Genomic DNA, 20,675 nt, shown 5'->3' with positions numbered 1-20,675 from the left:
CTTGTTTCTGGCCATGATTTAACCCTCCAGAACAGAACCCTTTAAGTGTAGTCCTGAAGAGCTGAATCATGGTGGTAATCAGGAAAAATATAGACAAAATCGCTACAATTTCCCGGCGTGTTCCAAGTCGCTAAATCCCACCAAGAAAACGATTACAAATAATCCCGTTCAATCAGCGAAGTCGATAACCAACTGTTTTAGCTTGATGTTTTTCAGGTTGACGCCAACGCACTCAATTGACACATCAGGTACTCAAATTTAATGACTCACGATCAGGGGACATTGCCATGAATAAAATGGTTAAAAATCTAATCACTGCCGCTTTGGCGCTTGGTATAGCTAATTCTGCTTTTGCCGCAGAACAACTGAAATTGGGATATCTGGTGAAACAGCCGGAAGAGCCCTGGTTCCAGACCGAGTGGGCATTTGCCGATAAGGCCGGTAAAGACCTGAATTTCGAGGTCATCAAGATCGCAGTCCCCGATGGTGAAAAAACGCTGAACGCCATCGATAGTCTGGCCGCCAACGGTGCCAAAGGCTTCGTCATCTGTACCCCGGACCCGAAACTCGGACCAGCCATCATGGCCAAGGCCAAGAGCATGGATCTGAAAGTCATCACCGTCGATGACCAGTTCGTGAACGCCAAAGGCAAGCCGATGACCGACGTGCCGCTGGTGATGATGGCCGCCACCAAGATTGGCGAGCGTCAGGGACAGGAGCTCTATAAAGAGATGACCGCCCGCAAATGGGATATCAAAGAGAGTGGGGTATTGGCTATCACTGCCGACGAACTGGATACCGCCCGTCGCCGGGTTGAAGGTTCCATCAGCGCCCTGAAGGCCGCCGGCTTCCCGGAAGCCCAGATCTACAGCGTCCCCACCAAGGCCAACGACATTCCCGGCGCCCTGGATGCCGCCAACTCCATGCTGGTGCAGCATCCGGATGTTAAAAACTGGCTGATTGTCGGCATGAACGACAACACGGTACTGGGTGGCGTGCGCGCCACTGAAGGTCAGGGCTTCAAGGCCGAGAGCGTCATCGGCATCGGTATCAACGGCGTCGATGCGGTGAACGAACTCTCCAAGTCCAAGGCCACTGGCTTCTTCGGCTCCCTGCTGCCGAGCCCGGATGTCCACGGCTACAAGAGCATCCAGATGCTCAACGACTGGGTGGTGAATGGCACAGAACCCGAGAAATTCACCGAGGTGACCGACGTGGTGCTCATCACCCGCGACAACTTCAAGGTCGAGCTGCAGAAGAAAGGTCTCTAGTCGGAATCAACAGGTGCCGGCATGGGGGTGACCCCATGCCGGACATGGGGTAGAAAAATGAATCAGTCAGTCCCGTATCTGGAATTTTGTAGCATCAGCAAGGAATTTCCCGGCGTGAAGGCGTTACAGAATGTCTCCTTCTCTTGCCAGGAAGGCACTGTCCACGCCCTGATGGGCGAGAATGGTGCCGGCAAATCCACCTTGCTGAAAATACTCAGTGGTTTTCAGGCGCCCTCGGATGGCGTGATCAAACTTGGCGGCAACGAGGTAGCATTCCAGAACACGGTGGATGCTCTGGAAAGCGGCATCGCCATCATCTATCAGGAGCTGCATCTGGTCCCGGAGATGACCATTGCCGAGAACATCTATCTGGGGCAATTGCCGACCCGGCATGGCTTTATCGATAAAGAAAAACTCTATCAGGATGCGGCCCGCCAGTTAGCGCGGCTCGGCATGGATGTCTCGCCCGAGACTCCCCTGAAGTACCTCTCTCTGGGACAATGGCAGATGGTGGAAATCGCCAAAGCGCTGACACGCGACGCGCGGGTGATTGCCTTCGATGAACCCACCAGCAGCCTCTCCTCACGGGAAATTGAACAACTGTTTCGCGTCATTCGTCAGCTGCGGGATGAGGGCAAGGTGATCCTCTATGTCTCGCACCGGATGGACGAAATCTTCGAGCTGTGCGACGCCATCACCGTCTTCAAGGATGGTCAGTTTGTCCGCACCTTCGAGTCGATGGCCGAGGTGGATCGCGACCTGTTGGTGAAGACCATGGTGGGTCGCGAGCTGACCGATATCTATGGTTATGAGCCGCGCCCTCACCGCGCCATGGGGCTGGAAGTCAAAAACCTGCAGGGACCCGGGCTCAAGGTGCCGGTCTCGTTCCACGTCAAACGCGGCGAGATCCTCGGGATCTTCGGCCTGGTCGGCGCCGGGCGCAGCGAGATGATGAAGCTCATCTTCGGCGCCGAAAAGATGGTGGCCGGCGAGATAGCGGTGTTTGGCAAACCGGTGCCCATCCGCAATCCCATCGATGCCATCCGCAGCGGCATCATGCTCTGTACCGAAGACCGCAAGGCGTTGGGCATCATCCCGATCCATTCGGTGCAGGAGAACATCAACATCAGCGCCCGTCGCCACAAGGCCCGCGCCGGCTTCTTCATCAACCAGCAGTGGGAAGACGAGAACGCCAAGCTGCGGATCCGCGACATGCGGGTGAAAACCCCCTCGCCACAACAGGCCATCATGCATCTGTCCGGCGGCAACCAGCAGAAGGCCATCCTGGGCCGTTGGTTGTCCGAAGAGATGAAGGTGATCCTGCTCGATGAGCCCACCCGCGGCATCGATGTCGGCGCCAAAAATGAAATCTACAACGTGATTTACGACCTGGCCAAATCCGGGATCGCCGTGGTGGTGGTCTCCAGCGAGTTGCCCGAGGTGTTGGGCGTCTCGGATCGCATCCTGGTGATGCGGGAAGGACGAGTCTCCGGCGAGCTGCTGCACGGCGACGCCGACGAAGTCAAAGCCCTGCATCTGGCGATGCCGGCCCGTTAATAACCGGTTTCGGACTTGAATCCATAAAGGAGTTTTACCATGGCAACATCTATGGCAGCGGCACCAAGCGCCGTGAAGAAAGAGGCCAATCAGCCCGCGCTGCAATTGGCCCGCATCTGGGATCAGTACGGGATGCTGGTGATTTTCGCCATCCTGTTCCTGTTCGCCAGCCTGCTGATCCCCAACTTCGCCAGCCTCATCAACATGAAGGGGCTGGGTCTGGCGGTCTCCATGTCCGGCATGGTCGCCTGCGGCATGCTGTTCTGTCTGGCCGCCGGTGAGTTTGATATGTCGGTGGGCTCCATCGTCGCCTGCTCCGGGGTGACCTGCGCCGTGGCCATCAATGCCACCGAAAGCATCACCATGGGCGTGCTGGCGGGTCTGGGGGTCGGCATGCTGTTTGGTCTCATCAACGGCATTGTGGTCGCTAAGTTCAAGATCAATGCGCTGATCACCACGCTCGCCACCATGCAGATGGCGCGCGGCATGGGCTACATCATCTCCGATGGCAAGGCAGTCGGTATTGTCGAGGAGAGCTTCTTCGACATCGGCAACTCCGCCATGCTGGGTGTTCCAACCCCGGTCTGGATCACCGCCGTCTGCTTCGTGCTGTTTGGCCTGCTGCTGAACAAGACCACCTTCGGTCGCAACACACTATCGATGGGCGGTAACGAGGAAGCCTCACGTCTGGCCGGGGTCAACGTGGTGCGCACCAAGATCATCATCTTCACCATGACCGGTCTGATTTCAGCGTTGGCCGGCATCATTCTCGCCTCGCGCATGACCTCCGGTCAGCCCATGACCTCCATCGGCTTCGAGCTCATCGTCATCTCCTCCTGCGTGCTGGGCGGGGTCTCCATGAAGGGGGGTATCGGCAAGATCTCCTATGTCATCGCCGGGGTCTTGATCCTGGGGCTGATGGAGAACGCCATGAACCTGCTGAACATCTCGCCGTTCGCCCAGTATGTGGTGCGGGGTCTGATCCTGCTGGCGGCTGTACTGTTCGACCGCTACAAGCAGGTGCGCAAAGCCCGGGTCTAGGGGTTCCTCCACCGGACATAATCCAGCCAGCGGCAACGCTGGCTCTATTGATCTTTCGTTCGAGGTGGCATGCATGAAGATATCAGCCAAGTTAGTCCTGCTCATCGGCCTCGCTGTTTTGGGCTGTCTGGTGGTGGGGGGCGTCGCCCTCGGGCAGTTGTCGGTGCTCAACGCCGAGATCCGCTCGCTCAGCGATCGCACCATTCCCGGCATCGAGCAGTTGAAGACCATCAACACCCGCTTTCTCGGCCTGCAACTGATGGTGAACCGCCATGCCCTCTCCTTCGATGGCGATGAGAAAAAAGTCCTCGACGGGCAGATCGCCCAGGCCGAGCAGCAGCTGACCCAGAGTCTGAAACGCTACCAGACCCTGCAGGCCAAGGCAGCCGATCCTCGTTTTGATGAGACCGAAAAGTTGGTGGTCAGCTACCTGAGCGCCGCCGATGAGATACTGTCGCTGTCGCGCAAGTACCAGAACAACAAGGCCCAGGAGCAGATGGTCGCGCTGACCGCCCAGGGCAACCGCATCAATACGCTGCTGGATCAGGCCACGGCCGAGAACCACCAGCAGGTGCAGCAGAGCAATCAGCGCGCCACCGCCGCCTATCAGCGCGCCTGGGGTCAGTTGATCCTCTGCATCGCCGCGGTCGCGGTCGGCCTGGTGATCCTGGGCGGCTGGCTGTTCTGGCAGATCCGCCGGGGGGTCCGCAGCGCCGTCGCCACCATCAGTCGCATCGAGCAATCTCGCGACTTCACCCTGCGCGCCGAGATCTCGAGCAAGGATGAGATCGCCCATCTGCTGCAGGCCTTCAACGCCCTGATCGACCGTTTGCAAGAGAGCTTCGGCCAGTTCCAGCAGGGGATCACTCAGGTCACCACCATCTCGGATCAGTTGCTCGGCGCCGCCAGCCAGGTGGCCGACTCGGCGGGCATCCAGCAGGGATCCTCCAGTCAGATGGCCGCCGCCGTCGAGGAGATGACCGTCAGCATCAATCACGTCGCCGACCAGGCCCAGGGGGCCAGCGAGCGCTCCCACGCCGCCGGGCAACAGGCCGTCGAAGGGCAGGCCGTCATCGCCCATGCGGTCACCGATATTCACGCCATCGCCGAGGCGGTCAACAAGGCCGCCGAAGAGCTGCACAATCTTGAGGGACAAAATCAGACCATAGTCTCGGTCATCAATGTGATCAGCGGCGTAGCGGCACAGACCAACCTGCTGGCGCTCAACGCCGCCATCGAAGCGGCCCGCGCCGGCGAGCTGGGGCGCGGCTTTGCGGTGGTCGCCGACGAGGTGCGCAATCTGGCCGCCCGCACCGCCGGGGCGACCGAGGAGATAGGCGCCATGATCAATCAGGTGCAGAGCCTCTCCGCCAGTGCGGTTCACCTCATGCAGGAGGCGGTGCACCAGGTGGCCGCCGGCGTCACCAGCGCCGGGGATGCCCGTCAGAAGATGAATGATATCTGCAACGTGGCGGGGGATAGTGAAGCCATGGTGCAGGATATCTCCCACGCCATTCGTGAGCAGGGGCAGGCTACCGATGTCATCGCCCAGCAGGTGGAGAACGTGGCGCAGCAGGCCCATGAAAACAGCCGTTCGGCGGATTCCTGTCAGAAGCTGGCCCATGAGCTAACGGCCATCGCCCACGGCATGGATGATGTGTTGCGCTCCTATCGGCTCTGAGCCACGCGGACAGAGGCGGACGAAAGGGCGAGCGGGAAACCGCTCGCCCCTCAACGCGGAGAACCGCTGGAGGATGGGGGCTTTTACCAGAACAAATGTGATGAAACTCGATTAGTTGACGGAATTATCTCCGCCAGATACCGCAGATGAAGGGTGGCTGAATACAATGCAGCAAGCTGATTTTTTCACGAAGAAGTTTTTCTCGACCGTCTCCGCCATGAAAAAAGACCAACCCAAACAGCTCAACCCCTTGCTGCCGGACTATCTATTCGATGCGTTTCTGGTCTCCGGAATCACGCCCATCGATCAGGGTGGCGTGCTGGATTTTGTCATCGATCGGCAAAATGGCATGAAGGGGTTCATCGTCAATCTGACGGTGAAGGGCAAGGGGACGATTTTTTCCGGCGAGCAGGCCTTCGACGTGGAGCCCGGCGATCTGCTGCTCTTCCCGCCGGAAGCGGTCCACTACTACCGTCGGGCCGAGGAGAGCGAATGCTGGTATCACCGCTGGGTCTACTTCCGTCCCCGCGCCTACTGGGCCGATTGGTTGAAATGGCCTAACGAGGTGCAGCGGGTCGGCCGCATAACCCTGGCCGAGCCCGAGCTCATCCAGGAGTTCGACCTGCTGTTTCTGGATATCGAGGAGACCCACAAGGCCTTTCGCCCCATGTCGGAATCCCTGGCCATGAACCTGCTCGAGCGGCTGCTGATCCGCTGCTACGAGATCTCCTCCCAGGCCGATATGGTGCCGATGGATTATCGGGTGCTGGAGGCCTGCCAGATCCTCAACACCTCGCTGGCCGCCGAGATCACCATCGAATCCCTGGCCGAACAGGTCTTCTTGTCCCCCTCGCGCCTCGCCCATCTGTTTCGTGAACAGGTCGGCGTCAGCATAGTCCGCTGGCGCGAGGATCAGCGCATCATGCGCGCCAAGCTGCTGTTGCAGACCACCCCCATGCCGGTGGCGGTCATCGGTCAGCAGGTCGGCTATGACGATCAGCTCTACTTCTCGCGGGTGTTCAAAAAGCGGGTGGGCATGAGCCCCAGTGACTATCGCAAGAGTGCCAGTCCCTTGTAATGACGCTGTCCAACCACGAGTTGCATGGATAAACGATCCGAATAAGTGTGGCGTCTGAACAACCGCAGACACGCCATGAACCCTTCCATGGGGGCTCGACGGCGGCATCCCTGCCGCCAACGGTCTGCTTTTTATCCAGACGCCACCCGATTCCATTCACCACAACGAACGGGGGCATAGCGATGATGAACGGGCGTTCACTGTGCCCACGCTCAAACTCGGCGAGCTACGCGTGGCTTAGCGGATCCCCCGCTGCTGCTTGATCAACTCCCAGGCTTGTTGAATTTCCTGGGTTTTCTCCTTGGCCATATTCATCATCTCCGGCGGCAATCCTTGGGAAGCCAACTTGTCCGGGTGATGCTTACTCATCTGCTTGCGATAGGCTTTTTTCACCTCGTTATCACTGGCACTATCCTGAACCCCGAGCAGGGTATAGGCATCCTTGAGGCGATCCCGAGCCGGGGGCGGCGTCCATCCTGCGCCCTGTTGTCCGGCACCGGCACGCTGCTGATGACGACCAAAGCTGGTTTCCGCTTCTGCCATGGCGAGAAACTGCTCCAGCTCCCAACGGGAAAAGCCGAGCAGCTCGGCCACTTCCAGCAATCGCAGCCGCTGTTCGCCTTGCAAAGGACCATCGGCAAAGGCGGCCTGCAACTGGATCTCCAGAAACACCCGCAATAAATCCATCTGCCCGCGACAGGCACGGCGGAAACTGACTAGCTCTTGATCCAGCGGATAGCCGGGATCCTTGCCCTGACGAAACGACTCCTGAGCCTCGCGCCGGATCTCGCCCTGCAGTTGCATGCGATCCATAAACAGACTGGCGATGCGGATCTGTTGTTCACTGACCCGACCCGCCGCTTTGGCAATATGGCCCATCACTGCAAAGGTGGTATGAAAGAACAGCGCCTGTTCGGCTCGCGTCGGCACCCGGCGAAAACTGAACCCCTGCTGGCGTCGTTTACCGATGTCATAGGCATGACCAATCCACAGCCCGAACAGGGCGCCAATCCAGTTTCCCAGCCAAAGGCCGAGTAAGAAGCCAATCAACTTGCCTTTATAATTCATCCGCCACTCCTTGCTCGGAGGCAGAACCGCCACTCAGCTGTCGAGTGCGCAGCCGCTGATCCAGCAGCAACAAGCGCTCTGGCGTACCGATATCGCGCCATTCGGCCCGCAGATGAGAGCCGGACACCTGCTCCGCCGCAATCCAGCGCCGGAACCAGGGCAACAGGGGCTGCTTGCCTGCCGGTACCTCGGCAAAGGCTTGGGGCTGATAGAGAGCCACACCGCTGAAAGTCAGCGCCGGTTGCGCCAACACGCGCCCCTGCCGCAGGCTAAAATCGCCCTGCGGATGCTGTGGCGGGTTATCCACCAGCCACAAATGGGCCAGATCGTTACCCAACGCCTGCCGGACGAAACCGTCGTAATCGCAATCGAGCCAGATATCGCTGTTGATCACCAAGAACGGGGCATCCCCCAACAACGGCAGAGCCTGACGAATGCCCCCCGCCGTCTCCAGTCCACCCTCGACCTCGGCGGACCAGAAGATCTGCACGCCGAACCGGGAACCATCCCCCAGCGCCGCTTCCAGCTTGTCACCCAACCAGGCGTGGTTGATCACCAGCTCGCAGATACCCGCCGCCCGTAGTTTCTCAATATGGTGCACGATGAGCGGCTTGCCACCGACACACAGCAGCGGTTTAGGCAACTCATCAGTCAACGGGCGCATGCGCTCTCCCCGACCGGCAGCCAGGATCATTGCGCGCATGACGACACCTCGCTCTGGGGCTGGTAAGGAAAATGTGGCAGAACCCGCTGCTCGAGCCAGGCGGCAAACGACTGCAACTCAGGCTCCGCACACGCGGTTTCCCAGACATAGAACAGGGTGCGCGGAATATCTTTCAGATAGCCGGACTTACCGTCTCTATGGTGCAAGCGACAGAAGATGCCCGCGGCCTTGAGATGACGCTGCATTCCGGTCAATGCCAATGCCGAACGGAAAACGGCTTCATCCATGTCCCCCAGCAAATCGGCGGCCTGATAGTGTTGATAGCCGAGCGCCACCAGATCGTTAACCAAGGACAATGGCCAGCGCACATAACAATCCTTGAGCAGGGAGACTAAATCGTAGGTCAGAGGCCCGCATACCATATCCTGGAAGTCGATCACCGCCAGGGACTCGTCCGCCAGCACCATCAGGTTACGGCTATGAAAATCCCGATGCATCACCACCTGCGGCTGCGCCAGATTATTGCGGGTCAGCAGGGCGAAGGTTTCGTGCAGCAAATTCTGCTCCGCCTCATCCAGGATTAGGCCCAGGTGTTTTCCCAGTAACCACTCCGGGAATATGCTGTTTTCACGGGCCATAAATTCGGCATCGAAAGGCTCCAGAGCCAGCTCAATGCGCGCGATGGAGGGCAATAAGGCGATAGCTTTGCCATACCACTGCCGCACCGAAGACTGATCCAGTCGCGCCAGCAACATCTCGTCCCCTAAATCCGAGACGCAGAGAAACCCCTGGTCCAAATCAACAGCATGAACAATAGGTGCCGGGATGCCCGCCCGCTGCAGCGCTTGGGCATTGCGCACAAACTCGCGGTTTTTCTCGGTTTGCGGTGGGGCATCAACCCAGATCTGGCCATGAGCACGGTAATAACGGCGGAAACTGGCATCCCCGGAAATGAGCTGTAACTGCAGTCGAGGATCCTGTGCACAGCCCTGAGCCCAGAGGGTCAGAGCCTTTAATCGGTCTTGATTCATATCGATATAAAAACAGGGCCATTGCTTAGCCCTGATACCTGGTCGTTGAAGCTGCCATGAGTTATGGGGAGAAAGAAGCCAATCGCCCCATCGTAGGGCGTTAGCCCTGATTGAAATAATGCTTTATCATTGTCGGCTAACATAAAATAATGGCCCGCAAAGCACAACCCGCGGTCGGCGCCTCTTCTTCGTTCGCCCGGTTCGCCAACCGTCAGGAATCATAGAGCTGATAATGACTCATCGCACCCTAGGATTAACCAGTACCCTGCTCGCGACTAGCCTGCTGGCGACACCTTCTGCGCAAGCCGCCGAAGGCGTCGGCACTTTTGATCAGCGTTGTTACAGTGATGTTCCCCTGGCACAGGATGCGCCCGCCAATATCAATCAATTGCCGGTCGAAGTGAACGCCGACAGCGCCGAAGCCACCCAGGATGGCAAGGCCATCTACCGGGGCGACGTGCAGATTTTTCAGGGTATCCGCACCCTGAGCTCCAAATATACCGAATTAAATCAGGTCACCCGTGATGTGACCGCTGAGGGTAACGTCTTCTATCAGGATGGTCAGGTTACCCTGCGCAGCAATGATGCTCTGCATTCCAATCTGGATACCCGAGAAACCCGGTTGGATAAGGCAGAATATCAGCTGCATAGCTCACCAGCGCGCGGCAAGGCCGAACACATCAACCTGAACGAACAAAAACGCCAGCTGGAACTGGAAACCGCGCAATTCACCACTTGCCCGCCAGGCCAGGAGATGTGGTGGCTCAAGGCCAGCTCGGTCAAAGTCGATCAGAACGAAGTCTTCGGCGAAGCCTGGAATGCCTCGCTGTGGCTGTACGATGTGCCGGTCTTTTATGTTCCTTACATGACCTTCCCGGTCAAAGATGAGCGCAAGTCCGGATTGCTCTATCCAACCTTCGGCTTCAGCTCCTCGGATGGTATGGAGCTGCGGACACCCTATTACTGGAATATAGCCCCGAACTACGACATGACGCTGACGCCGCGCTATATCGAGAACCGCGGCACCATGTTGCAGAACGAATTCCGCTACATGCCGACGGAAGAACAAAAGGGCAAACTCTACACCGAATATATGGGCGAAGATCGTCGTGCCAAGGCGTCGGATGCCAATATCGATTCCCGCTGGTTGGTCAACTTGAACCACCAATCCAGACTGAACGATGACAGCCTGCGCATCAAGGCCGACGCCACCCGGGTCAGGGAAAAAGACTACAACTATTTCAATGACCTATCTCCGCCCGTGTCGAGCGGTGTCGATAACCAGTTGATGCAGTCCCTCACCGGCGGTGTCTATCAGGAGCAGTGGAACTTCAGCGGCGAAGTTCGTGACTATCAGATCCTGTTGCCCGATGCCTTAGAGCCGCACCAGATGTTGCCGCGTATTAACTACAATGCCTACCATACCGGCAACTGGTACGAGACCTCATTGTCCAGCGAACTCACACGGTTTACACACGCCTCCGAGAGCCGCAAAGCCTATACCGGTGACCGTTTGCATCTGGAGCCGGAATTGACCATCCCCTTGGCCAAGGCGCTCGGATACAGTCTCGAGAGCCAGTTCAAGCTGATGTATACCCACTATCAGCAAGAAGTTCCCTCAGACCTGGACAGCTACTACCAGCAGCAAGGGTTCGGCAACCTCTCCTCCACCGTCAATCGCACCCTGCCCTCGGCGCGCGTCAAGGGCGGGCTGGTGTTTGACCGGATCGGCGACTGGAATCAACAGCTGTATACCCAGACTCTGGAGCCGGAATTCCAGTACCACTATGTGCCGTATCAGAATCAGGACAATATCGGTCTGTTCGATACCACCAACATGCTGCCGGATTACTACAGCCTGTTCAGTGACCGACGTTATGCCGGGCTGGATCGGATCAGTGACGCCAATAACGTCAGCATGGGCTTGACCAGCCGGGTATTTGATGACCAGAGCGTCGAGCGAGTGCGCGTCACCGTGGGCCAGGCGTATTCACTGACCAAACCCCGAGTGACCCTGTTACCGAATCAGGCGGACAGCTCCAATTCCCGATCCTTGCTGACGTTCGAAGGGGATGTTCATCCCAGTGATCCCTGGTTCCTCAAGGCGCGCATGCTTTACAATACCGAAGAAAGCCAGATGTCACTGGGGAGTAGCGCGGTTGAATACCGACAAGATCAATTCATGGCGCAGCTCAATTACCGCTATGTGCGCGAAGGCAATGTCGTCGTCACGGCCCCCTATGAGCAGACCGATATGAGTCAGCTCGGTGGCCTGACCGCCATTCCGATTAACCAGAAGTGGCAAGCCATTGCCGCCTATTACTACGATTTGCAGCAAAGCCTGAATATCGATCGTCTCATCGGGCTACGCTACGACTCCTGCTGCTGGAGCCTGGATCTGGTTCTGGAACAGGAAAATAAACCCGATAACGTCACCCTGACCGCAAGCCCGGAGACTCGCGTTGGTTTGCAATTCCAGATGAAGGGGCTGGGCAGTGTCGGTTCAGGCACCAACTACACCCTGGATACTCAACTGTTGCCCTATACGCGTCCATTTAACCTGAATGACTGATCGTCGGTCATAGACCCGGAATGAGATTGATGAAGAAAAGTATGCATAAATTGTTAACCTGCGCCCTGCTGGCCAGTATCGGACTGACCAGCCAGGCGGCCACGCTGGATCGCGTCGTGGCCGTCGTCAATCAGGATGTGGTACTGGCCAGCCAGCTCGATAGTCTGGTCGCCAAGGTACAGCACGACGCAGCCGCCAGCAGCCAACCATTGCCTGAATATACCCAACTGCGCAAGCAGGCACTGGATCGTCTGATCAGCGAGAGCCTGGTGGTACAGCTGGCAGATCGCCAGGGACTGCGCGTCAGCGACAGTCAACTCGACCAAGCCATTTCCTCTATCGCCTCGGATCAAAAAATCACAGTGGAACAGCTCAAGCAACAAGCCGCTACCGATGGACTCACCGAAGCCCAGTTCCGAGATCAGGTCCGTCGTGAATTGCTGATGAGTGAAGTCCGACGCAATCAGATGCGTCAACGGATCAACATCTCTGATCAGGAAGTTGCTCAGGTGGTCAAACTGATCCAGACCCAAGGCAGCAAGGAGCAGCAATACCACGTCGGCCATATCATGCTGGCGCTCTCCTCCGCCGCCGATGCCGATGAACAGGCTCGGGTGGCAGCAAAAGCCGAACAAATCCTGACTGAACTCAAAGCCGGCGCTGATTTCAAGAAAATCGCCATGGCGGAAAGTTCGGGCCCCAAAGCCCTCGAAGGGGGCGACTGGGGGTGGATGACACTCGAAGAAATGCCGACCCTGCTGGCTGAGGCCGCGCGCGGCGCTCACGATGGTGATGTGGTGGGCCCCCTGCGCTCCGGTGCCGGTCTGCATATCGTCAAAATTTTTGCCAGCCGCGGTGCCGCGCAAGGGCAGCAGATTGAGGTCAAGGCACGCCACATTCTGATCCAGCCTTCGATTATTTTGAGTGAAGAAAAAGCCAAACAAATGCTCGAAGGCTTCTTGCGTGATATCAAGGCCGGTAAAGCCAACTTTGCACAGTTGGCCGAAAAGTATTCCGAAGATCCAGGCTCTGCAGTACAGGGTGGTGAATTGGGTTGGGCCAATCCGCAAATTTACGATCCAGCGTTTCGCGACCAAGTATCCACTCTGACTCCGGGCCAATATAGCCAACCGTTCCGCTCCAATCATGGCTGGCATCTGGTGCAAGTTGAAGACCGCCGCAATGAGGCCGCTACCGATGAGGCACTGAAAAACCGGGCCTATCAGATGATCTACAACCGCCGTTTTACCGAAGAAGCCCAGAGCTGGCTCGATGAGCTGCGGGATGAAGCCTACATCAACATAGTTGCCGAGCGTGCGGCGCCATGAGTCCTGTAGCCCGCATTGTCATGACCCCGGGCGAACCTGGGGGCATAGGCCCGGATTTGATCCTCGGTCTGGCGACTCAGGACTGGCCCGTAGAATTGGTGGTTGTGGCCGATCCAGCCCTGCTGAGCGCCCGAGCCAAGCTATTGGGTCTGACCGTTGAGCTACTGCCTTATCAGGCCGAGTGTCCGGCTAGCCCCCAGCGTAAGGGGACTCTGACGGTGGCCGCTATCCCGCTAGCAGTTCCTGCCGAACCCGGCCAACTCCAGGCCGCCAATGGCCCCTATGTGCTGGCGACGCTGGCGCGTGCCGCCGCTGGCGCCTTGAGTGGCGAGTTTGCGGCGCTGGTGACAGGTCCGGTGCATAAGGGGATCATCAACGAATCCGGGGTCAGCTTCAGCGGCCATACCGAGTTCTTTGCCGAACAGGCAGGCTGTGATCAGGTAGTGATGATGCTGGCGACCGAGGGCTTGCGTGTGGCCCTGGCCACCACCCACCTGCCGTTGAAAGCGGTGACTGATGCCATTACCCCCAGCAGCCTGACGCGAACCCTCCAGATCCTGCACCAAGATCTGCGCCAGCAGTTTGGTATCGCCAGACCCAGGATCTATGTCTGTGGCCTCAATCCCCATGCCGGTGAAGGCGGCCATATGGGACGGGAAGAGATTGATGTGATTGAGCCCGTCCTGACCAGCCTACGCAGCCAAGGCATGGATCTGGTAGGCCCTCTGCCTGCCGACACCCTGTTTCAGGAAAAATACCTGCGCGATGCCGATGCGGTGCTCGCCATGTATCACGACCAAGGATTGCCGGTCCTCAAATACAAAGGCTTTGGACGAGCCGTCAACATTACCCTGGGCCTCCCCTTCATCCGCACCTCGGTCGATCATGGCACGGCGCTGGATCTGGCAGGGACAGGCAAGGCCGACATGGGTAGTCTACTGACCGCCCTCCACCAGGCCATCGATATGGTAACCAAGCAAGCATGAGTAACGACAAGGTACATCTGGGCCATACCGCCCGTAAGCGCTTCGGCCAGAATTTTTTGCACGACCACTATGTGATCGATGCCATTGTAGCCGCCATTCATCCGCAAGAAGGCCAGGTGATGGTGGAAATCGGCCCGGGTCTCGGCGCCCTGACCGAACCGGTTGCCTCACAAATCAGCCACATGCATGTCGTCGAGCTGGATCGCGACTTGGCCGAACGCCTACGTCATCATCCGGTCCTCAAGGACAAGCTGACCATCCACGAAGCGGATGCCATGAAGTTCGACTTCAACCAGCTGAAGCAAGACGGCCAGCCACTGCGGGTGTTCGGCAATCTGCCCTACAACATCTCCACGCCCCTGATGTTCCATCTGTTCGAGCAATCCGGCCTCATCAGCGACATGCATTTCATGCTGCAAAAAGAAGTGGTCGATCGTCTGGCAGCGGGCCCGGGCAGTAAAGCCTATGGTCGCTTGAGTGTGATGGCGCAATATTATTGCCAGATCATTCCGGTGCTACAGGTCGGCCCAGGCTCCTTCAAGCCAGCGCCGAAGGTGGATTCAGCCGTGGTTCGGCTGGTTCCACATGCCAAACCGGCACTAGTGGCAACCCAGGTCAGTGATCTGCAGCGGGTGTGTCTGGAAGCTTTTAATCAACGCCGGAAGACCATCCGAAATAGTATGCGCAACTTCATTACACCAGAGCAGTTGACGCTGCTGGGCATAGATCCTAATCTGCGCCCAGAGAACCTCACGCTGGAACAGTTTGTGATCATTGCAAACTGGCTGAGCGAGCACCCACAGGGGTAACCATGGTTGACCGTATCCTGATCCGATCTTACCCCCGCTATCTTGCGGAACAATCAGTGCCCGATCAGGCGAACTTCAGCTTTGGTTACACCATTGAAATTGAAAATCAGGGAAATCGGCAGGTGCAACTGCTGGAGCGACATTGGTTCATCACCGATGCCAATGGCCAGCGGACCGAAGTGCAGGGTGTAGGCGTCGTTGGCGAACAACCCTTCATCAATCCAGGTGAGTGTTATGCCTATCAAAGCGGTGTCCAACTCAAGACACCGCTGGGCTTCATGCAAGGTAGCTATACCTTTCAGGACGAGTCGGGGGAGCTGTTCGATATCGATATCCCCCTCTTCACCCTGGCCATTCCCCATCTGATCCACTAAACAGGCTCTATGGCACTTTATTTTGTTGGCGATGTGCAGGGCTGCTACGACGAATTGCGGCAACTGCTGGATTTGGCTGGTTTCAGCCAGGACGAGGATGAACTCTGGTTAACCGGAGATCTGGTCGCGCGCGGCCCCAAGTCACTGGAAGTACTGCGTTATGTCACCTCACTCGGTGAACGGGCTACCACGGTTCTCGGCAATCATGATCTGCATCTACTGGCGACCGCTGCCGGTTATGCCAAGCCGAAGAAAAAAGATCAACTCGAGGCTCTGCTCAATGCGCCCGATGCGACAAAGTTACTCCGTTGGTTGCGCCAGCAACCGCTGCTGGCAGAACACCCGACCCACCCCGTGATGATGTGCCACGCCGGTCTTTCCCCGCAGTGGGATTTGCCGACTGCCCGGCGCTGTGCCCGCGAGGTAGAAGACTTGCTGCGCAGCGATCAGGGGAATTGGCTGCTGTGCCACATGTATGGCAACGACCCAGTCCATTGGGACGAACGCTTGGCCGGTCTTCCCCGCTGGCGCTATATCATCAATACCTTCACCCGGATGCGCTTCTGCGGCATGGATAGTAGTCTCGACTTTCATAGCAAGGTGTCACCGAAGCAGCAGAGCCCGAACCTCAAACCCTGGTTTGAATTGCGCCCCCAGCGTGAGGATGAACCGGAGTTGGTCTTTGGCCATTGGGCCGCGCTGATGGGGCAATGCCCGGTACCCCGCATTCATGCCCTCGATACGGGTTGTGTGTGGGGTAATCAGCTCACGCTCTGGCGTTGGGACGATGATGCCATCTTCAGCCTGGGTTGCCCCATGTATGCCAAAGGTGACTAATCCGCTCAACAGAGTAGCCAAAAATAAAACCGCCCAACGGCGGTTTTGTTCTAGTCTGTGGTAGTCGCTGTGAATTAGCGCTGACGTTCGAGCGTCACAAATGTATAGGAATAAGGATTCTGTTCATCTGGTTGCCGTGACACCCGCTCTAACTCCGACCATGAATAAATGCTGTAATCAGGGAACACCGTATCCCCCTCGACAGTCAACTCGATCTGAGTCAGGTAGAGGCGGTCAGCCAGCGGTAACGCCTCGGCATACAGCTGTCCGCCACCGATAATCATCACCTCGTCACACCCTGCTAGCAGGGAGAGCGCGGCGGTCAAGGATGCCACCACTTCGACACCATCGGCACGCCACTGGGCATTGCGACTAACGACAACATTGCGCCGTCCTGGCAATGGCCGCCCGATCGACTCAAAGGTGCGACGTCCCATCACCACAGGTTTCCCCAGGGTGACAGCTTTGAAATGACGCAGATCGGCAGGTAGATGCCATGGCATAAGATTATCTTTGCCAATCAAGTTGTTATGAGCCAAAGCTGCAATCAAAGAAATCAACATAATCCTCACACAATCGGACGGTTGCGGTAAATAATCAACGGGGGAATAGCCAAGCCGAAGCTCAGGGCCATCAGAATAAACAGCGTCTTCAATCCATTTTCAATGGCGGCATTGATGAGATGCCCACTGACGCCTTCGCTGTTCATGCTCAGCACGGCAATGATGGTATTGAACGCGAATTTGCCGGGTATCATAGGGATAATACAGGCTACGGTAAAGACCGGGCGCGGCGCCAGCAAACGGCGGGATAGATAGACAAACACCAGGCTGACAAAACTGCTGGCCGCCAGCGTGGCCCACTCGATCGGCAACCCGTAATGCATCAGCACAGCACGCATGCTATGCGCCAGGGCCCCGACTACGGCGCAATACTTCAAGAAGCGCGGCGGCACCGAGAACAACATGGCGAAGCCAACCGCCGGTATGGCCGACCAGAACGCGTCCCACAATGCCAGACTAACCAGCTCTTTCATGGCTGCCACCCCCAGACTCCGGTGAGCTTCATCGCCAATACGATGCCGGTGGTAGCACTCAGGGTCAGCATGGTCGCCGTCAGCCAGCGCGCCAGTCCCATGTTGTAATAGCCCTTCACCACATCCAGCATGGCATTGATCAACGGAAAACCTGGCACCAATAACAAGACGCAGGCTGCCATCGCCAACTCGGGCTGCGCTCCCCAGTTATTCAGGGTAGCCAGGCTGGCGATCAGGGTCGCGACAAAGGCGGTGGCAGAAAAATTCAACAGCGGGCTGAAGTGGCGATGGGCAATTTCCTGACGCACAAACATACCGACAGATGAAGCCAGAACCGTGATCAAAAAGACCGGCCAATCACCGCCAAACAGCAGACTGAAGCTGCCACAGGAGAGGCCAATCATAGCGACCACGGCCCAACGGTTATAGCGATACGGCTTGATGGCCTCCAGACGGGCACGTACCTCGTCGGTATTTTCCAGCAATTTTTTCTCGGCCAGAATGCAGATGCGCTGGATCTCGCACAGCACCTGCATGTTGATACCAAACTCATGAATGCGTCGCGTGGTGGTAATACAGGAGCCATGGTTCAGGGTGGTCAGGATCACGGCACTAGGCGTGATCGCCATCTCTACGCTCTCGACACCCAGAGTCAGACCGAGGCGACAGGTCGTTTGCTCGATGATGCGACTCTCAGCCCCACAAGAGGCCAGCATCTGTGCGGTTTTGACTAATACCCGGGTGAGCGCGGTCTGCTCATCACGAGTTAACTGTTTCTGCTCTTGCATCGCGTTCATCCCTGAAAGTGTGCTGAGGACGGATCTCTGCTGGCGATTATAACGACATTCGCCCTACGGTTCGTTAATCGATATCAAGGATCATTCCGGCTCACGGCCAGGCCGCGGATCAATTTCTCCAACAGGGTGATCTGCAGGCTGGTCTGGTAAATCAACCAGCCATAACCATAGGCATTCAGGGAATGGCTCTGTTGCTGTTCCAGACTGCTCAGCATCATCTGCTTGAGCTTCAGGCCATCCTCGGAAGCCGCTTCCGGAAGCTCGAGCTGTTCACCGGCACAGAAACGGCTAAATGCCGTTAAGCGCTCACCCAGAGTCCTGGCCTGGACGCTGATGGCATATTGCTGCTGAATCGCCTGAGCGCTAGCACTGTTCTCCCAGCGGCTCTGCGCCAAGAGCTCCAGCAGTAGCAGGCAACGTTCCTGAACCTCCACCAGAGCCTCCAGCTCTTTGCCATAAGGCCTGAGACTCCGACTTTCCATGCGGACCGAATTCAGCAAACCACGCTGTCGTTGTACTGTTTTCTGTAGCTGCTTGATACGTCCGCGGGTTTGCAGGGGTTTATGTACGTTCGGCGACAGGTGACTCTGCCAGAGATGGGACATGCCTCGCAGGGACTGTGCCAGCAGCCAGCGCCATTCATTGCGCGCCCGCAGTGGCAAGACACACTGGGAGACCAGAATAGCGATCGCGCAGCCCAATAAAATGGTCGCCGTACGCCATATGGCCTCCTGCATGCCCTGATCGCCACCATCCAGCACTATCATCAGGGTAAAACCGGCCACCAGATAGGCGTAACTCATCTTGCCACTGGCACGCCAAGTGATAAAGGCGATGGCCAGCAGTGCCAGAAGACCACTGAGCCAAGGATCCTGGGTCAGATAGAGGATCAGGATCCCGTACGCAGCCCCAAACAGGGTACCGATAATGCGCTGGATCGACTTTTCCAAGGCTCCCCCGACCTGAGGCAAGGTCAGCATGATGATGACGATCGTCACCGAGGTCCAGGCCAGATAAGGTACTGGATAGAGCAGATTCAGCAGGTGAGCGATCAATAGCGCGAGTGAAATTTTGATCACATGAATGACGCGGATATGCCGGTAAATCAGGGTTTCAAAGCGGGAAGCAGGGGAAAAAACAGACATGCAGGCACCTGAAAAGACAATCCCTCCCCTGCAGAGCAGGAGGAGGGATTGGCGGTATCAACGGGTGTAAATGACTTCTACATCGTAGTCATCTTCATCCCAATCATCATCGTCGTCATCAGCATCCTCTTCGGCAACCTGAGCCAGTTGTTCCTTGTGGTAATCATCCCACTTGAACTCAACCCGTTCCGGTTGCTGCGCCGCCAATTCACTCGGCTTCGGCATGCTTTCCAGCAGTTTGAGGATGTCATAACAAATCGGGTCGGTACCCTGTTTGTCAAATGCGGAAATACGATAGACAGGACCTTCCCAGGCCATTTCCCGCACCACTCGTTCGATGATGGCGTCCGCTTCCTCTTCCAGCACCAGATCCAACTTGTTGAACACCAACCACCGGGGCTTGGCCGCCAACTCAGGACTGTATTTTTCCAACTCGTGGATAATGGTGGTGGCACTCACGGCCGGGTCGGACTCGTCCGGCGGCAGAATATCCACCAGATGCAGCAGAACCCGGCAGCGCTCGAGGTGCTTCAGGAAACGAATACCCAGCCCGGCACCTTCAGCGGCGCCTTCAATCAAACCCGGAATATCCGCAACCACGAATGATTTTTCAGAGCGCATCCGCACCACGCCCAGATTTGGCACCAGGGTGGTAAACGGATAATCGGCAACCTTGGGACGCGCCGCCGAGACAGCACGGATAAAAGTGGATTTACCGGCATTCGGCATACCGAGCAGACCCACATCCGCCAGCAACAGCAGTTCCATGCGCAAATTGCGATGCTCACCGGGCGTGCCCATAGTTTTTTGCCGCGGCGCACGATTGACCGAACTCTTGAATCGGGTATTGCCCAGACCATGGAAGCCGCCTTTGGCCACCATCAATTTCTGGCCGTGCTGGGTCAAATCCCCCAACACTTCGCCGGTATCTTCATCGACAGAGCGAGTACCGACAGGGACTTTCAAGACCAGATCCTGACCGCGCGCGCCGGTACAGTTGGCTCCACGGCCATTCTCGCCGCGCTGGGCGGCATGGAAGCGCTCGAATCGGAAATCGATCAGGGTGTTCAGGTTTTCATCAGCTAGCAGATAAACATCACCACCATCACCACCATCACCACCATCCGGACCACCGTTCGGGATATATTTTTCTCGGCGGAAGCTGACGCAGCCATTGCCGCCGTCACCCGCCTCGATACGGACCTGAACTTCATCAACAAATTTCATACTTTTACAACTCCCGCACCCAGCTCAAGCTTATGGTGCAATTATAGAGATCAGGAACGATTACCGCGATGCGTCCGATAGGCGATGATTCGGTCTGAACGACCAACCGCTGATGGTCAGCGGCAGTAAAACAAAAGGCCCTGCCATAGGGCAGGGCCTTTCGAGCCTTCAGC

At 57.3% G+C, this 20,675-nt stretch carries 19 protein-coding genes; 11 read left to right on the top strand and 8 right to left on the bottom strand.

Features of this window, described 5'->3' with window-relative positions:
• Positions 1–287: 287 nt before the first annotated feature.
• The 5 genes from ACYVG7_RS17110 to araC all read left to right on the top strand — a co-directional run bounded on the left by ACYVG7_RS17110 (position 288) and on the right by araC (position 6,628).
• Positions 288–1,271, top strand: coding sequence for an arabinose ABC transporter substrate-binding protein (locus ACYVG7_RS17110; protein WP_460884296.1), 984 nt, complete (start codon positions 288–290; stop codon positions 1,269–1,271).
• Between the two features lie 57 nt (positions 1,272–1,328).
• A complete protein-coding gene (gene araG, locus ACYVG7_RS17105; protein WP_460884295.1) occupies positions 1,329–2,828 on the top strand; it encodes an L-arabinose ABC transporter ATP-binding protein AraG in 1,500 nt (499 codons plus the stop codon).
• A 39-nt stretch (positions 2,829–2,867) separates the two neighbouring features.
• Positions 2,868–3,869 carry an L-arabinose ABC transporter permease AraH gene (gene araH, locus ACYVG7_RS17100; RefSeq protein WP_460884294.1) on the top strand — a complete coding sequence of 334 codons (1,002 nt, stop codon included), beginning with the start codon at positions 2,868–2,870 and terminating at the stop codon, positions 3,867–3,869.
• A 73-nt stretch (positions 3,870–3,942) separates the two neighbouring features.
• Positions 3,943–5,550 (top strand): methyl-accepting chemotaxis protein, encoded by a 1,608-nt coding sequence (locus tag ACYVG7_RS17095; protein WP_460884293.1) that lies wholly within the window; start codon positions 3,943–3,945, stop codon positions 5,548–5,550.
• Positions 5,551–5,716: 166 nt separating this feature from the next.
• Positions 5,717–6,628 (top strand): arabinose operon transcriptional regulator AraC, encoded by a 912-nt coding sequence (araC, locus tag ACYVG7_RS17090; protein ID WP_460884292.1) that lies wholly within the window; start codon positions 5,717–5,719, stop codon positions 6,626–6,628.
• A gap of 237 nt (positions 6,629–6,865) precedes the next feature.
• Here the strand turns inward: araC and djlA are convergent, their stop codons facing one another.
• Genes djlA through ACYVG7_RS17075 form a run of 3 tightly spaced genes read right to left on the bottom strand, consistent with a single transcriptional unit; the run spans position 6,866 to position 9,391 of the window.
• Positions 6,866–7,696 (bottom strand): co-chaperone DjlA, encoded by an 831-nt coding sequence (djlA, locus tag ACYVG7_RS17085; protein ID WP_460884291.1) that lies wholly within the window; start codon positions 7,694–7,696, stop codon positions 6,866–6,868.
• On the bottom strand, positions 7,686–8,399 hold the full coding sequence (murU, locus tag ACYVG7_RS17080) for an N-acetylmuramate alpha-1-phosphate uridylyltransferase MurU (protein ID WP_460884290.1): 714 nt from the start codon (positions 8,397–8,399) through the stop codon (positions 7,686–7,688). Before murU ends, djlA begins: the two co-directional genes overlap by 11 nt.
• Positions 8,387–9,391: an aminoglycoside phosphotransferase family protein gene (locus ACYVG7_RS17075; protein WP_460884289.1), complete on the bottom strand. Its 1,005-nt coding sequence runs from the start codon at positions 9,389–9,391 to the stop codon at positions 8,387–8,389. Before ACYVG7_RS17075 ends, murU begins: the two co-directional genes overlap by 13 nt.
• 232 nt (positions 9,392–9,623) lie before the next feature.
• On the opposite strand from ACYVG7_RS17075, the gene lptD reads away from it, so the two are divergent.
• The 6 genes from lptD to ACYVG7_RS17045 are packed head-to-tail and all read left to right on the top strand — an operon-like array spanning position 9,624 to position 16,297.
• On the top strand, positions 9,624–11,963 hold the full coding sequence (gene lptD / locus ACYVG7_RS17070; protein WP_460884288.1) for an LPS assembly protein LptD: 2,340 nt from the start codon (positions 9,624–9,626) through the stop codon (positions 11,961–11,963).
• 29 nt (positions 11,964–11,992) lie between these two features.
• A complete protein-coding gene (gene surA, locus ACYVG7_RS17065) occupies positions 11,993–13,291 on the top strand; it encodes a peptidylprolyl isomerase SurA (RefSeq protein ID WP_460884287.1) in 1,299 nt (432 codons plus the stop codon).
• A complete protein-coding gene (gene pdxA / locus ACYVG7_RS17060; protein ID WP_460884286.1) occupies positions 13,288–14,277 on the top strand; it encodes a 4-hydroxythreonine-4-phosphate dehydrogenase PdxA in 990 nt (329 codons plus the stop codon). The genes surA and pdxA overlap by 4 nt, the downstream gene beginning before the upstream one ends.
• Entirely contained in the window at positions 14,274–15,086 is an 813-nt protein-coding gene (rsmA, locus tag ACYVG7_RS17055; RefSeq protein ID WP_460884285.1) for a 16S rRNA (adenine(1518)-N(6)/adenine(1519)-N(6))-dimethyltransferase RsmA, read from the top strand. The genes pdxA and rsmA overlap by 4 nt, the downstream gene beginning before the upstream one ends.
• A 2-nt stretch (positions 15,087–15,088) precedes the next feature.
• Positions 15,089–15,460, top strand: coding sequence for a Co2+/Mg2+ efflux protein ApaG (gene apaG / locus ACYVG7_RS17050; protein ID WP_460884284.1), 372 nt, complete (start codon positions 15,089–15,091; stop codon positions 15,458–15,460).
• 9 nt (positions 15,461–15,469) lie between these two features.
• A complete protein-coding gene (locus tag ACYVG7_RS17045; RefSeq protein ID WP_460884283.1) occupies positions 15,470–16,297 on the top strand; it encodes a symmetrical bis(5'-nucleosyl)-tetraphosphatase in 828 nt (275 codons plus the stop codon).
• A 74-nt stretch (positions 16,298–16,371) separates the two neighbouring features.
• Here ACYVG7_RS17045 and folA read toward each other — a convergent pair whose 3' ends face one another.
• The 5 genes from folA to cgtA form a co-directional block, all read right to left on the bottom strand.
• The gene (folA, locus tag ACYVG7_RS17040) at positions 16,372–16,860 is read right to left on the bottom strand and encodes a type 3 dihydrofolate reductase (RefSeq protein ID WP_460884282.1); all 489 of its coding nucleotides are present in this window, start codon (positions 16,858–16,860) and stop codon (positions 16,372–16,374) included.
• Positions 16,861–16,865: 5 nt separating this feature from the next.
• On the bottom strand, positions 16,866–17,333 hold the full coding sequence (locus ACYVG7_RS17035) for a threonine/serine exporter family protein (RefSeq protein WP_460884281.1): 468 nt from the start codon (positions 17,331–17,333) through the stop codon (positions 16,866–16,868).
• Positions 17,330–18,121, bottom strand: a complete 792-nt coding sequence (locus ACYVG7_RS17030; RefSeq protein ID WP_460884280.1) for a threonine/serine exporter family protein — start codon at positions 18,119–18,121, stop codon at positions 17,330–17,332. The genes ACYVG7_RS17035 and ACYVG7_RS17030 overlap by 4 nt, the downstream gene beginning before the upstream one ends.
• 83 nt (positions 18,122–18,204) lie before the next feature.
• Positions 18,205–19,275 carry an FUSC family protein gene (locus ACYVG7_RS17025; RefSeq protein ID WP_460884279.1) on the bottom strand — a complete coding sequence of 357 codons (1,071 nt, stop codon included), beginning with the start codon at positions 19,273–19,275 and terminating at the stop codon, positions 18,205–18,207.
• A gap of 57 nt (positions 19,276–19,332) precedes the next feature.
• Positions 19,333–20,502: an Obg family GTPase CgtA gene (gene cgtA / locus ACYVG7_RS17020; protein ID WP_460884278.1), complete on the bottom strand. Its 1,170-nt coding sequence runs from the start codon at positions 20,500–20,502 to the stop codon at positions 19,333–19,335.
• Between the last annotated feature and the right edge of the window lie 173 nt (positions 20,503–20,675).

The sequence above is a fragment of the Pseudaeromonas pectinilytica genome (assembly GCF_054780855.1).
This window is presented reverse-complemented; position numbering and strand designations above follow the sequence as displayed.